The organism is Flavobacterium sp. 20NA77.7 (genome assembly GCF_031326205.1).
Lineage (GTDB): Bacteria > Bacteroidota > Bacteroidia > Flavobacteriales > Flavobacteriaceae > Flavobacterium > Flavobacterium nakdongensis.
Window position 1 is genome coordinate 1,199,239 of sequence record NZ_CP133721.1, and the last position, 15,278, is coordinate 1,214,516.

The following is a 15,278-nucleotide window of genomic DNA, read 5'->3' on the forward strand; positions in this document are numbered from 1 at the left end:
CTATTCATCTGTAATACATCCTTTTGATGCATCCGTAACACATTTAGCATATTTTAGTAACACACCCTGATTAATATTCAAGACAGGTTGAATACGATTTTTTTTTCTTTTATCTAATTCCCTTTCAGAAACTAAAAGTTCAATCCTGTTTTTACTAATATCAATTTCAATACTATCATTATCTTCTACTAATGCAATTGTGCCACCATCAAATGCTTCAGGAGTGATATGACCCACTACAAAACCATGCGTTCCGCCACTAAATCTGCCGTCTGTTATTAAAGCAACAGACTTACCTAATCCTGCACCTATAATAGCTGAGGTAGGTTTTAACATTTCTGGCATTCCTGGACCGCCTTTAGGTCCCACATAACGGATTACTACAACATCACCCGATGTAATTTTTTTTGCTTCAATACCTCTTATTAATTCTTTTTCACCATTAAAAACTCTTGCAGGTCCTTTAAAAAAAACACCTTCTTTTCCAGTGATTTTGGCTACAGATCCTTTTTCTGCTAAGTTGCCATACAAAATTTGAATATGCCCAGAAGTCTTTATTGGTTCTTCTATCTGTTTAATGATATTTTGGGTTTCAAAATTTATTTCTTCAATGTTTTTTAAATTTTCAGCGAGTGTATTTCCTGTAACGGTTAGACAATCATCATGTAACAAACCTTTTCGTACTAAATATTTTAATACTGCAGGTAGTCCACCATGTTGATGTAAATTTTGCATTAAGTAATTTCCACCAGGCTTAAAATCAGCAATTAATGGGGTTTTATTACTTATTCTTTGAAAATCGTCTTGAGTAATAGTAATACCAACACTATGTGCCATAGCAATAATATGTAATACTGCATTTGTACTTCCTCCTAGAGCTATTAAAACTGTAATAGCATTCTCAAAAGCATCAAAAGTCATAATGTCTTTAGGACAAATATTTTTTTGAAGTAGATTATGTACATAAAAAGCAATTGATTCACATTCATTAATTTTCTCATGACTTAAAGCAGGGTTTGAACTAGAATAAGGCAAGCTCATTCCTAAGGCTTCAATCGCAATTGCCATAGTATTAGCTGTATACATTCCGCCACAAGCTCCAGCTCCAGGACAAGCATTTTTGATAATGGACTTATACTCTTCTTCCTCTATTTTTCCTGCTATTTTTTCTCCTAAAGCTTCAAAAGCAGAAACAATATTCAATTCTTTATCGTGATATTTTCCCGGCGCAATAGTACCACCATATACCATAATTGAAGGTCTATTAAGTCTTCCCATTGCTATTAAGGAACCTGGCATATTTTTATCGCATCCAGGTACAGCAATTAAAGCATCATAATAATGTCCGGCGACTACACTTTCTATACTATCGGCTATGAGTTCTCTACTTACTAAAGAATACCGCATACCCTCAGTACCATTCGTAATTCCGTCACTAATTCCTATGGTATTAAAAATTAAACCAACCATATCATTACGATTTACTTCTTTTTTTATCAATGCTGACAAATGATTTAAATGCATATTACATGTATTGCCATCATAACCCATTGATGCAATTCCTACAAAAGGTTGGTTTAATTTTTCTTCCGTAAGACCTATTCCATAAAGCATTGCTTGTGCGGCGGGTTGCGTAGGGTCTTGTGTTAGTATACTACTGTATCTATTTAGTGTCATTATATAAATACGTTTTGAAATTCATTTTGAACAACTCGTATTTTATAACTTTTTTGAATGTATGCACCAATACTTTCTTCCCATGCTAAAGGAAAAATATGTTCGTTAAAACTTCTTAAACCTATAACTTCAGCAGCTGTTCCACAGAAAAAGGCACTTTCTGCTTGAAAAATTTCTTCTGGTAAAAACAACTTTTCAATTACCTCAAACCCTAACTCTTTAGCAATTTCAAATACTGTAGCTCTTGTTATTCCAGCTAAAATATTGCCTAAAGGTGGGGTGAATAATTTACCATCTTTTTCAATGAAAAAATTTGCTCCTGGTCCTTCCGCAATAAACCCATTGCTGTCTGTAAGTAATGCTTCATCAAATCCTCTTGATTTTGCTTCAGTAGTTGCTAATATACTATTTGTGTAATGTCCTACCACCTTAGCCTGAACATAGCAAGACAAAGGATTAGGACGTTGGTAAGAAGAAAGCATTACTTTCAACAGTTTATCTCCTAAATAATTTCCCCATTCCCAAGCCATTATTACTAAATTAACATCTGCCGTTGGACTTAATGACATATTTTCCCCCAAATAAACCAAGGGTCGGATATACGCATTTTTTAAATTATTTATACGGAGTAAATCATAGGTTATTTTTTCTAAATCCTTTACGGGAATATCAAAATTGATGTGCATTTTTCTAGCTGAATAATGCAAACGCTCATAGTGTTCTTTTGATTTAAAAATTCTTGTACCATCTGGTGTATCATATGCTCGAATTCCTTCAAAAACTCCGTTTCCATAATGCATAGTCTGATTGTACAAATTAACATTTACTTCTTTGGCTTTTACAAAATTTCCATTCCAATAAATAATGGTGTTTTCATTAAAATACATATACCCTATTTTTATCGTTTTAAACTAAAATGTGATTTAAATAATTTTCTTTGTTGTTTCTCAGTATATTCAACTGTAAACCAATAATCCGTTGATGGCAATTGCTGCCCTATATACGTTCCATCCCAACCTATTCCTGGAGGAAATAATTGTTTTATTAATTTTCCATATCTGTCAAAAATGTATAAAACCGCATTATCCTCACTTTGGAAACCATTAATATTCCATGTATCATTATATCCGTCACCATTCGGGGTGAAAAATTTAGGGTAATTAATAACTCTAACTGTTTGGTTTAAATCTGTACAGCCTTCCTGGTCTATTACATGTATTTCATGTAAACCTTCTTCAACGTTGTAAAAAACATTGCTCTCCTGATAGGCTCCATTATCTAATTGATACATTAAATTTCCATTACCTAATACATTTACATTAACTGTAATTGTAGGGTTATCTGCAAATGCTTCAGACACTGTAATATCCATTGATGTAGCAGGTGTTATTGGAAACACAAGAGCTGTTGCTTGACCTTCACAATTCGTTTGAACATTTTTTACTTTTACTAAATAAGTGCCTGGCTGAGTGACTACTAAAGAAGCATCAGAACCAACAATTAAATTTCCATTTAAAAACCATGAAAATTGATAATCAATAGTGTTCAAACCTGTATTTAATTCATAAGTGCCAAAGGGAATTCCGGAAATAGAAACACATATTGGTCCGTTTATTAAAACAGGCTTAGGTAATGGATTAACAAATACTTTATATTGCTTTGGAATTCCTATACAACCATTTAAACTCGGAGTAACTTCATATATAACATAACCTTGTAAATCTCCCACAGTAGTCAATATTTGCTGTATAACACCTCCTGTACCATTACTATAGCCAATTACTTGGTTAGCATCAATTACCTGCCAACTAAATTGTGTGCCAACAATAGAAGCTGCTACAGTGATATTAGTACTTTCACCGCTGCATATGTATTGAGGAATTAATGTCCCGATAATTTCAGGTTTTGGATTTACAGTTATTGTTATTGATTTAGGTATACCCATACACCCATTTAACGAAGGAGTAATAAGATATGTTACTGTTCCTGAAGTTATAGGACTTGTCGCTAATAAAATTTGATTTATTGACTGACCAGATCCCGACAAAGCTCCAGTTACCCCCACTTGTGAGGTAACTGTCCAACTATATTGTGTTGCTGCAATAGTGCTTGTAAACGATATATTTACCATTTCACCTGAACATATAGGATTTTGGGCAGCTGTAATTGTAAACGTTGGAATTGGATTTACTGTTAATGGTATTTCTACTGAATTTCCTATACATCCATTTACTGAAGGTGTAACTAAATAAGTAACAAAGCCTTGATTTAAATTATTTAGCAATGCTAATTGTTGTGAAATTGTAGAACCAGTGCCTGAAACTATAAAACTAGTTCCAGTAGATAAATTTGACGAAACAACATTCCATGTAAAAGTTGTATTGGGTTGATTACTACTTAATAATATTGATGATGTAGCACCATTACAATAAGATAAATTACCAGAAAAAGTTATTTGTGGCGAATTATTCACTGTAATAGTCATTGTAGCTGTTGTAGCACATTGACCTGAATCGGGCGTAAAGGTGTACGTTGTAGTTGTTGTGTTGTTTAGCACGGGTGACCAACTTCCTGTGATACTATTGTTTGAAGTCGTTGGTAATGCAGATAACGTTGCACCTGAACAGATTGCTGCTACTTGTGTGAATGTTGGTGTAACATTCGGATTTACGGTAATAGTCATTGTGGCCGTTGTAGCACATTGACCTGAATCGGGCGTAAAGGTATACGTTGTAGTGGTTGTGTTGTTTAGCACGGGTGACCAACTTCCTGTGATACCATTGTTTGAAGTCGTTGGCAATGCCGTTAACGTAGCGCCTGAACAGATTGCTGCCACTTGTGTGAATGTTGGTGTAACATTCGGATTTACAGTAATAGTCATTGTAGCTGTTGTAGTACATTGACCTGAATCGGGCGTAAAGGTATACGTAGTGGTTGTTGTGTTGTTTAGCGCGGGTAACCAGCTTCCTGTGATACCATTGCTTGAAGTCGTAGGCAATGCCGTTAATGTAGCGCCTGAACAGATTGCAGCAACTTGTGTGAATGTTGGTGTAACATTCGGATTCACTGTAATAGTCATTGTGGCCGTTGTAGCACATTGACCCGAATCTGGAGTAAAGGTATACGTAGTGGTTGTTGTGTTGTTTAGCGCGGGTAACCAGCTTCCTGTGATACCATTGCTTGAAGTCGTTGGCAGTGCCGTTAACGTAGTGCCTGAACAGATTGCTGCCACTTGTGTGAATGTTGGTGTAACATTCAGATTCACTGTAATAGTCATTGTGGCCGTTGTAGCACATTGACCTGAAGTTGGCGTAAAGGTGTACGTAGTGGTTGTTGTGTTGTTTAGCGCGGGTAACCAGCTTCCTGTGATACCATTATTTGAAGTCGTTGGCAATGCCGTTAACGTAGTGCCTGAACAGATTGCACCCACTTGTGTGAATGTCGGTGTAACATTCGGATTCACTGTAATAGTCATTGTGGCCGTTGTAGCACATTGACCTGAAGTTGGCGTAAAGGTGTACGTAGTGGTTGTTGTATTGTTTAGCGCCGGTGACCAACTTCCTGTGATACCATTGTTTGACGTTGTTGGTAATGCCGTTAACGTAGTGCCTGAACAGATTGCACCCACTTGTGAGAATGTCGGTGTAACATTCGGATTCACTGTAATAGTCATTGTGGCAGTTGTGGCACATTGACCCGTAGTTGGCGTAAAGGTATACGTAGTGGTTGTTGTGTTGTTTAGCGCGGGTAACCAGCTTCCTGTGATACCATTATTTGAAGTCGTTGGCAATGCCGTTAACGTAGTGCCTGAACAGATTGCACCCACTTGTGTGAATGTCGGTGTAATATTCGGATTCACTGTAATAGTCATTGTGGCCGTTGTAGCACATTGACCTGAAGTTGGCGTAAAGGTGTACGTAGTGGTTGTTGTATTGTTTAGCGCCGGTGACCAACTTCCTGTGATACCATTGTTTGACGTTGTTGGTAATGCCGTTAACGTAGTGCCTGAACAGATTGCACCCACTTGTGTGAATGTCGGTGTAACATTCGGATTTACAGTAATAGTCATTGTAGCTGTTGTAGCACATTGACCTGAAGTTGGCGTAAAGGTATAGGTTGTAGTTGTTGTGTTGTTTAGAGCCGGTGACCAATTTCCTGTGATACCATTGTTTGAAGTCGTAGGCAATGACATTAATGTAGCGCCTGAACAGATTGCTGCCACTTGTGTGAATGTTGGTGTAACATTCGGATTTACAGTAACATCAACTTTAACCCTTGAACTTTCACAACCAGCTAAAGTTTGTGTAACCCAATAAGATGTATTTGATGTTAAAATTGGTGTAGTGAATGGGTTTCCTGTAAATATTGTAGTTCCTCCAGTAGCTGTGGAATACCAACTTACTGTTGCTCCAGTAGAAATACTTCCAGCTGTTAATGATGCGGTTGAACCAGAACAAATAGTAAAATTTGAAACAGTTGGATTACTTGTACCCGTTACTGTAACTTGCATTGTTTTAGTTCCAGTACAACCAAAACCATTATTCCAAGAATAAGTAATTGTATGAGTTCCAACACCAGCTAATGAAGGATTAAAACAACCATATCCACTACCAATGTAATCTGAAGCTTGACCAACTTTAACATTGGAAACACCAGGTCCTGAAAAAACAGCTGTACCTTTTATTGAATTTGGCGGAAGTGAAATTTGCATTCCTGAAGAAAATACTCCCGAGAAAAGTATAGTAGCAGTTGCATTATCAGAAACGGTTACAGTGCTACCTGTTGCAAAATCAGTTCCATTTAAAGTAATAACATAAGCATAAGTTGGCACACAATAAGTAATAATTTTTTGAGTACCTACATTGACTGGGGCGGAAGAACCTTCTTTTATCAAGATACTTGAATAAGAAATATTTCCATTTCCATCACTAATTGTAAAACCAGGCTGTATATAAGTTCCAACTTGAGTAATTGTTTTTGCTTTTAAACCATAACAAGTATTATTACAACTTGTTAAATTTGATGCAGTAGGAATAGTGGTTTGCCAAGCAAAGTCAACAGTTGGGACAGTTACTGTAACGGTTTTAGTTCTTGTCAACGTACAATTATTTGGTGCTGCTAAACCATTATTCCAAGTATAAGTGATTGTATGTGTCCCTGGTCCGGCTAATGAAGGATTAAAAAAACCAATTCCTCTATCATTCGTATAATCATCAAGACCTGTTGGATCAAAACCGTTGCTAACACCAGGACCTGAATAAGTAGCTGTTCCCTGAGGAATAATTATGTTAGAAGCAGCTGATTCTGCACCAGAAACGATTGTCCAAATACCTGAAGCGACTGTTACACCTGAAATTACATCCATAATTATATAATTATAAGTTCCAGATGCTGTATTCGTTTTATCTAATTTATAATATTGTCCAGGAGAAGGTCTTAAAAAATAGTTGTTTGAAATTCCATTTGCAGGTACTGTTAATACTTCAGCTAAAGTATTGTTACCAGCGTCATATCTATTTAAAACAAGATTATTAAGATTTCCTGATGTTGCTGTTATTGTTATTTTTAGAGCAGGAAAAGGGAGTCCTCCATCATAAACAGTTGGATAAGTAACTGGCCCTAAATAAACACCTGTGTCAGAACACGCAAAAGTTGTTCCAGTATGAATTGTAGATGTTGTATCGTCATCATACATTTGAATTTGATAATCTTGACACGTAATAGAGGGTATAACAGTATAGTAACCTAAACCTTGTAAGTCTACTGTTGTACATAAAGCTGATGAGGTTACATTTAATGTGAAACATAATATATAATTACCTGAAGCCAATCCATCCCATTCAGGATTAAATCCACTTGTTACAGATGATGCATTTGTTCTATTGGGAACAATAGCAGCTCCGCTACAATTACTCGCGGGTTTCAATTGATATGTAATAACTTCTTCCGAAGCCGAAGCACAACCAGAAGGACTTAATGAGGATAATTGTTTAAAACCTAAAATTGAAGTTCCTACAGGAACTGTTACCGGAACACAAATCGTTATGTTTTGACCTGGTAAGAGTGTTGGTGTTGCCAATTGATCACCAGCAGTATTCAGCGCGGTGGTAATTCCTGTTTGTCCTAATGCTGCTGTTGTTGTCTGTATAGAAACTACAGGACAAGTCGCATTTGCACATGTTGAACATGTTGAATTAGTTATGGTAATAGAAGTAGTAGCAACACCGCAAGAAGTTGGAACTGATATTGTATATGTTCCGGGTGAACTTGTATTTGGAGTTACTGCTCCAGTAGTTGAATTAATAGTTAAACCTGACGGTGTAGCAGAATAATTACCTGTCACTGGACCATTTGTGACATTAATTGTTTGAATAGTTGTATTTGTATTTGAAATAGTAGTTAGTGGGTAAGCAATGGAAGTAGTAGAACCTGTTGTTACATTTATTGTAATATCTTCAAAACAAGAAGAAACACCATCTGTTATTGTTGCTCTATAATTGGTCGTCACTGTAGGAGATACAATTGTAGAAATAGTAGCACTTGTTGTTGTAGCAATTACAGTATTGGTTGATAAATCTGTTATAGTTAACGTTACAGGTTTGTTTCTAATAATTTTAACATCATCTATACCCCAACTGTCCTGACTCCCTGTAGTTGATTGATGCTGATACCATCTAAATTTTGTATTTGTTGTTTGAGCAGCAAGTGGAATAGGAAAGGTTGTTTTGTTCCAATTATAAACATAAGTACCCGCGCCAATATTAGCAGAAGCATTTAAATTGCTTTCCACACTGGGAAACATCAATTTCATATTCACCCAACTCAAACCATTATCAGTTGAATATTGGACATATATTCCCTCTTTGTCGTCATTAGCTTCACAACCATTTCCTCCATTATCATCTGATGCAGCTCTAAAATCAAAAGATATAACTCCTCCATTACTTACATCAAAAGCATTTGATTCCAAAATTCTAGGAGCGGCAACATTTTGCATCCAAGCAAATATTGAATTATCTGATTTATTTGTATTATAACCATTATTGGGTTGACACGATAAAACAGATACGAACGCAACACCCCCTGGTGTTGCATTCCAACCTGTGCCAATTACACCTGTATTAAAAGTATTATCCAAAGCACTTGCTCCAATTGTACCTGTGGCTGTAAGTGTAACACTTTGAGAAGGGCAAATTGTAGTTTTATCAGCTACTAAATCTATTGTACATCCCGAAACTGAATTATTAAATACAGTTACCAAACCTTCCCATCCCGTAGATTGAGAAGCACTTAAATTAGTAAACCTAAAAGTTAATGCACCAGTTATATTATTAGCACAAAAAACACCTGGTTTTAATTCCGCTTGCACAACACCACCTAGAGCGGGTTGCCCAGTGTTAAAAGGACTTCCTGTAGCGTTGTAAGCTAAACTATAATTTCCTTTTAAACTCCCTATATTTGTTGAAGAAACTGAAGTACCATCAAAAATATCTAAGGCTTCAAAAGAACTAAATGAAGTAAAATCTACGCAAACTGATTTTCCAGAAGGTGGCATAAGTGTTATTGTGTAACTTGTATTCCCATCATTTCCCAAAAGACCTCCTGCATCATAAAATGTCTCACCTCCTGTAACATTAACTATACCACCCTGACTTATAAAAATATTCTGTGCTACTAAAAAAGATGGCATTAAAAACACAATAATGCTAATACATAATTTAATTGTTATAGTAAATTTTGCTGTAATCATAAGTTCTTCAGTAGATATTTATTAATGAAATTATTATATAGTTGAGTAGTTAGTGAGTCAAATTTAAAAATAACTTAATGTCATATTTATAAAAAAATAGCTACTTTTTGGAAGTCAGATAGCATCTTTTAATTTAAAAAAAGAGTCTAGGCTTCATAATAAAAGAAGCCTAGACAATTAGTGTAAGTTACAAACTACTATAACCATAAGAAAAAAACCTTTTATATACACTAATTTTAATTTTCTCTGTTTAAATAAACCCAGCCTGTTTTTGCAACTCCATTTGCAAAATAAATAACATAATAATAGGTTGCTGAAGGTAATTCTTGACCTCTGTTGGTATAACCATTCCACTCATTTCTATAATTTTCTCGGTTATAAACTTCTATTCCATATCGATTAAAAATTTCAACTTTAGTAGGATTTAAATTAGATAAATCCCAATAGTCATTCAATCCATCCCCATTAGGAGAAATACCTTTAGGAATATCACAATAAATACCATCTATTGAAATATTTTTATTTGTAAAGCATGTAGATAATGAAGCTCTCACTTCATAAGTAGATGCCTCATTAATTAAAATAGTAGTTCCACTTCCTAATAAATCACCATTAGAATCGTACCAATTGTAAATAACATTTGCCTGAATTGGAGTAACAAATAATTCAAAATTAGTTCCATTACAATGTGAATTAATTTCAAAATTATTTATTATTATTTCTGTAACAGTAACTGTAGCAGTAGCTGAACCTGTACAGGGACTTGTTGCCGATACCGTGTATATGTACGTGCCTGCTCCTGCTAAGGTCGGTGACCAACTACCACCTGATTGAGGGGAACCCCCTAAGGCTGCAAACAATTGACTTGAAGTAACAGTAGCTCCTGAACAAATCGTTACACTACCATTGCTTCCAGCGTTTGGTACGGATTGCTCGGTAACAGTAACTGTAGCCGTAGCAGAACCTGTACAAGGACTCGTTGCCGATACGGTGTACGTATACGTGCCTGCTCCTGCTAAGGTCGGTGACCAAGTACCACCTGATTGAGGGGAACCCCCTAAGGCTGCAAACAATTGACTTGAAGTAACAGTAGCTCCTGAACAAATCGTTACACTACCATTGCTTCCAGCGTTTGGTGCGGATTGCTCGGTAACAGTAACTGTAGCTGTAGCTGAACCTGTACAAGGACTCGTTGCCGATACGGTGTACGTGTACGTGCCTGCTCCTGCTAAGGTCGGTGACCAACTACCACCTGATTGAGGGGAACCCCCTAAGGCTGCAAACAATTGGGTAGTAGTTAGTGTAGCACCTGAACAAATTGTTAAACTGCCATTGCTCCCAGCGTTTGGTGCTGCTTGCTCGGTAACAGTAACTGTAGCAGTAGCTGAACCTGTACATGGACTCGTTGCCGATACCGTGTATATGTACGTGCCTGCTCCTGCTAAGGTCGGTGACCAACTACCACCTGATTGAGGGGAACCCCCTAAGGCTGCAAACAATTGACTTGAAGTAACAGTAGCTCCTGAACAAATCGTTACACTACCATTGCTTCCAGCGTTTGGTACGGATTGCTCGGTAACAGTAACTGTAGCCGTAGCAGAACCTGTACAAGGACTCGTTGCCGATACGGTGTACGTGTACGTGCCTGCTCCTGCTAAGGTCGGTGACCAACTACCACCTGATTGAGGGGAACCCCCTAAGGCGCCAAACAATTGGGTAGTAGTTAGTGTAGCACCTGAACAAATTGTTAAACTGCCATTGCTCCCAGCGTTTGGTGCTGCTTGCTCGGTAACAGTAACTGTAGCAGTAGCTGAACCTGTACATGGACTCGTTGCCGATACCGTGTATATGTACGTGCCTGCTCCTGCTAAGGTCGGTGACCAACTACCACCTGATTGAGGGGAACCCCCTAAGGCTGCAAACAATTGACTTGAAGTAACAGTAGCTCCTGAACAAATCGTTACACTACCATTGCTTCCAGCGTTTGGTGCGGATTGCTCGGTAACAGTAACTGTAGCTGTAGCGGAACCTGTACATGGACTCGTTGCCGATATGGTGTACGTATACGTGCCTGCTCCTGCTAAGGTCGGTGACCAACTACCACCTGATTGAGGGGAACCCCCTAAGGCGCCAAACAATTGGGTAGTAGTTAGTGTAGCACCTGAACAAATTGTTAAACTGCCATTGCTCCCAGCGTTTGGTGCTGCTTGAACTGTAACAGTAACTGTAGCTGTAGCAGAACCTGTACATGGACTCGTTGCCGATATGGTGTACGTATACGTGCCTGCTCCTGCTAATGCCGGTGACCAAGTACCACCTGATTGAGGGGAACCCCCTAAGGCTGCAAACAATTGACTTGAAGTAACAGTAGCTCCTGAACAAATCGTTACACTACCATTGCTTCCAGCGTTTGGTGCGGATTGCTCGGTAACAGTAACTGTAGCTGTAGCGGAACCTGTACATGGACTCGTTGCCGATACGGTGTACGTATACGTGCCTGCTCCTGCTAAGGTCGGTGACCAACTACCACCTGATTGAGGGGAACCCCCTAAGGCTGCAAACAATTGACTTGAAGTAACAGTAGCTCCTGAACAAATTATTACACTGCCATTGCTTCCAGCGTTTGGTACGGATTGCTCGGTAACAGTAACTGTAGCCGTAGCAGAACCTGTACATGGACTCGTTGCCGATACGGTGTACGTATACGTGCCTGCTCCTGCTAAGGTCGGTGACCAACTACCACCTGATTGAGGGGAACCCCCTAAGGCTGCAAACAATTGACTTGAAGTAACAGTAGCTCCTGAACAAATCGTTACACTACCATTGCTTCCAGCGTTTGGTGCGGATTGCTCGGTAACAGTAACTGTAGCTGTAGCGGAACCTGTACATGGACTCGTTGCCGATATGGTGTACGTATACGTGCCTGCTCCTGCTAAGGTCGGTGACCAACTACCACCTGATTGAGGGGAACCCCCTAAGGCGCCAAACAATTGGGTAGTAGTTAGTGTAGCACCTGAACAAATTGTTAAACTGCCATTGCTCCCAGCGTTTGGTGCTGCTTGAACTGTAACAGTAACTGTAGCTGTAGCAGAACCTGTACATGGACTCGTTGCCGATATGGTGTACGTATACGTGCCTGCTCCTGCTAATGCCGGTGACCAAGTACCACCTGATTGAGGGGAACCCCCTAAGGCTGCAAACAATTGACTTGAAGTAACAGTAGCTCCTGAACAAATCGTTACACTACCATTGCTTCCAGCGTTTGGTGCGGATTGCTCGGTAACAGTAACTGTAGCTGTAGCGGAACCTGTACATGGACTCGTTGCCGATACGGTGTACGTATACGTGCCTGCTCCTGCTAAGGTCGGTGACCAACTACCACCTGATTGAGGGGAACCCCCTAAGGCTGCAAACAATTGACTTGAAGTAACAGTAGCTCCTGAACAAATTATTACACTGCCATTGCTTCCAGCGTTTGGTGCTGCTTGAACTGTAACAGTAACTGTAGCAGTGGCTGAACCTGTACAGGGACTTGTTGCCGATACCGTGTATGTGTACGTGCCTGCTCCTGCTAAGGTCGGTGACCAACTACCACCAGATTGAGGGGAACCCCCTAAGGCTGTAAACAATTGACTTGAAGTAACAGTAGCACCTGAACAAATCGTTACACTACCATTGCTCCCAGCGTTTGGTGCGGCAACTATAGTTATATTAAAAGTCGCAGTACAAGAAGGATCTGCGGTATTGGGAGTATAGGTAACCGTATAAGTCCCTACTGTACTCGAAGAAGGAGTTATAATTCCTGTTGAAGGATTTATGGTTAAACCTGTTGTACTAGAAAAAGTACCTCCTGATGGACTAAAAGTTGGTGTTTGAGTTCCTGCTGATTTACAAACCGAAGTATTTGAATAACTTAAAGAAGCACTACAAGTAACACAACCAGAAAGAGTAAGTATCATTGTACACGTAGCATCTGGGCTATTTGGACTTTGATCACTAACAGTAAAAGTAATTGTGTGAGTTCCATTTCCTAGCGAACTCAAAAGTGTTCCTGGTGCGGGTGATTGAACTATTGCTACACTACAATCATCAAAAACTGAAAGTAATGGACGATAATCTGGTAAAGTTCCTGTACAAGAAGATAAGGTTTGATTAGGTGCGCAAGAAATAATAATAGGTGCATTTGTTTCGGTAGTACAATTTACAACTGTTGTACATCCTGCAAAACCAGAAATGCAACTTACCGTTGTTGATGCAGATTGAGCTAAATCATTTCCGCTGGGAGCACTTCCGGTATTTAAAGCGTAAGAATAATTATTTCCGAATATTCCATCTTGATTAGCCGTGGTTTGTTTTGAACCTGAATTAGAAACGATAAATTCCGTTGAAGTTAAGTCTTCATTCCAAATATTAACCGCATCACTTCCTCCAGTTCCTGTTCCACCCCACATATCATTTGCAAATTTACAATTCGTGATGGCTACACTAATAGTGCCTGATTTATCTAAATAAAAATCCAGACCGTTATCAAAATTTGCATTAGGTTGATTTGAGTTATTAAAATCACATGTATCAAAAGTAAAATTACCTGCAGCTCCCCTAATTGAAATGGAATTCCCATCATTTGAAGTGTTTGAACTAAACTGGCAAGGATACTCAGTAGGGTTAGTACTTGCACAAAAAAACGCACCTTCAAATTTACAATTAGTGAAAGAAGCTGAGGTAATAGTTCCTGTGGAATAATAGTGTCCGCCTCCATTGGTATTCCCTGAAGAATCTCCTTGACAGTAATTTCTATTGAAACAAGAATTGGTAACAACTAATATTCCTTTTACTTGACTTATAGCTCCACCTGCTTTCGCAGAATTACCAATAAATGTGGTTTTATCAATAGAGACATTTGGGTTGGTACCCAATATTTGAATAGCACCTCCAAATCCGTCTGAATTTCGAGATTGACTGAAAACCGAGTTTTTTAAAACTAATGTTGAACCATCAACTTTTATAGCACCCCCTGAAGATCCATTAAATCCAGAACAACTAAAAAATAATCCATTAAATGTTGAACTTGAACCAGAAGATAAATAAATACTTTCTCCATTCGAACTGTCCCCATAATTATTTTTAACAACAACATTAGTCAACTCAAAACCAACAATATTTGTATTTACTAAAATAACTTGACCAATTCCTGTTGTTCCTGCAAGAAAAAAATCAAATAGCTGTAAGCCTTGAATGTGAACATTATTCACGGATATGGCAGCAAATCTATCGTCTGTATGGCTGGTAAAAATAGTATTTACAGAACCCGCACCAATAATAGTTACAGATTTATTTATAGTTAAACTTTTATTACCCGCTCCTGTATAAGTGCCAGAATCTACATAAATAGTATCTCCATTAGAAGCCGCTGTCAATGCAGCATTAAGCGTTAAAAATGGATTTGCTGTAGTTCCTGTTCCGGAAGCAGTTCCAATCGCAGTACAATAAATATCTCCAGTAGTTGAAGTATTATTTACATACAAATTTGTTGCATTAGCTTTTGTAAAACTAACCATTACCCCTAATAGTATTAGTCTTACACTAATGAAATTGTAAATTTTCATCATGTTAAGTAGAATTAATTGTATAAAAATTAGTATCCCAAAAATATTTATCCTTTACATACCTTATATTTTAAAAAAATATTTTTTTTGCAGTTCAGTTTGCTTTAATTTCAAACACAAAAACCAACTTATTTTCCAAAAGAAGTGGTTTAAAGTGATTTTATGTATTTTCTAACCACTTTATCTTTTAGTTGTTTTTGGAACTCAGAAACCAAAACCAGCTTTACAAATATTCACATTAATTT

Annotated in this window: 4 protein-coding genes; all 4 read right to left on the reverse strand. The window is 37.9% G+C overall.

The features are described 5' to 3' along the window. A complete protein-coding gene (gene ilvD, locus RF683_RS05390) occupies positions 1-1,677 on the reverse strand; it encodes a dihydroxy-acid dehydratase (protein WP_309531320.1) in 1,677 nt (558 codons plus the stop codon). Next, a complete protein-coding gene (locus RF683_RS05395; protein WP_309531321.1) occupies positions 1,677-2,564 on the reverse strand; it encodes a branched-chain amino acid transaminase in 888 nt (295 codons plus the stop codon). Before RF683_RS05395 ends, ilvD begins: the two co-directional genes overlap by 1 nt. Before the next feature lie 11 nt (positions 2,565-2,575). Further along, positions 2,576-9,427, reverse strand: a complete 6,852-nt coding sequence (locus RF683_RS05400; RefSeq protein WP_309531322.1) for a T9SS type B sorting domain-containing protein — start codon at positions 9,425-9,427, stop codon at positions 2,576-2,578. Positions 9,428-9,663: 236 nt separating this feature from the next. After that, positions 9,664-15,036, reverse strand: a complete 5,373-nt coding sequence (locus RF683_RS05405; protein ID WP_309531323.1) for a T9SS type B sorting domain-containing protein — start codon at positions 15,034-15,036, stop codon at positions 9,664-9,666. Positions 15,037-15,278: the final 242 nt, after the last annotated feature.

Bases quoted from the DNA above. Each gene is read 5' to 3' on its own strand.
- ilvD (WP_309531320.1), bottom strand. From the start codon at position 1,677: ATGACACTAAATAGATACAGTAGTATACTAACACAAGACCCTACGCAA.
- RF683_RS05395 (WP_309531321.1), bottom strand. From the start codon at position 2,564: ATGTATTTTAATGAAAACACCATTATTTATTGGAATGGAAATTTTGTA.
- RF683_RS05400 (WP_309531322.1), bottom strand. From the start codon at position 9,427: ATGATTACAGCAAAATTTACTATAACAATTAAATTATGTATTAGCATT.
- RF683_RS05405 (WP_309531323.1), bottom strand. From the start codon at position 15,036: ATGATGAAAATTTACAATTTCATTAGTGTAAGACTAATACTATTAGGG.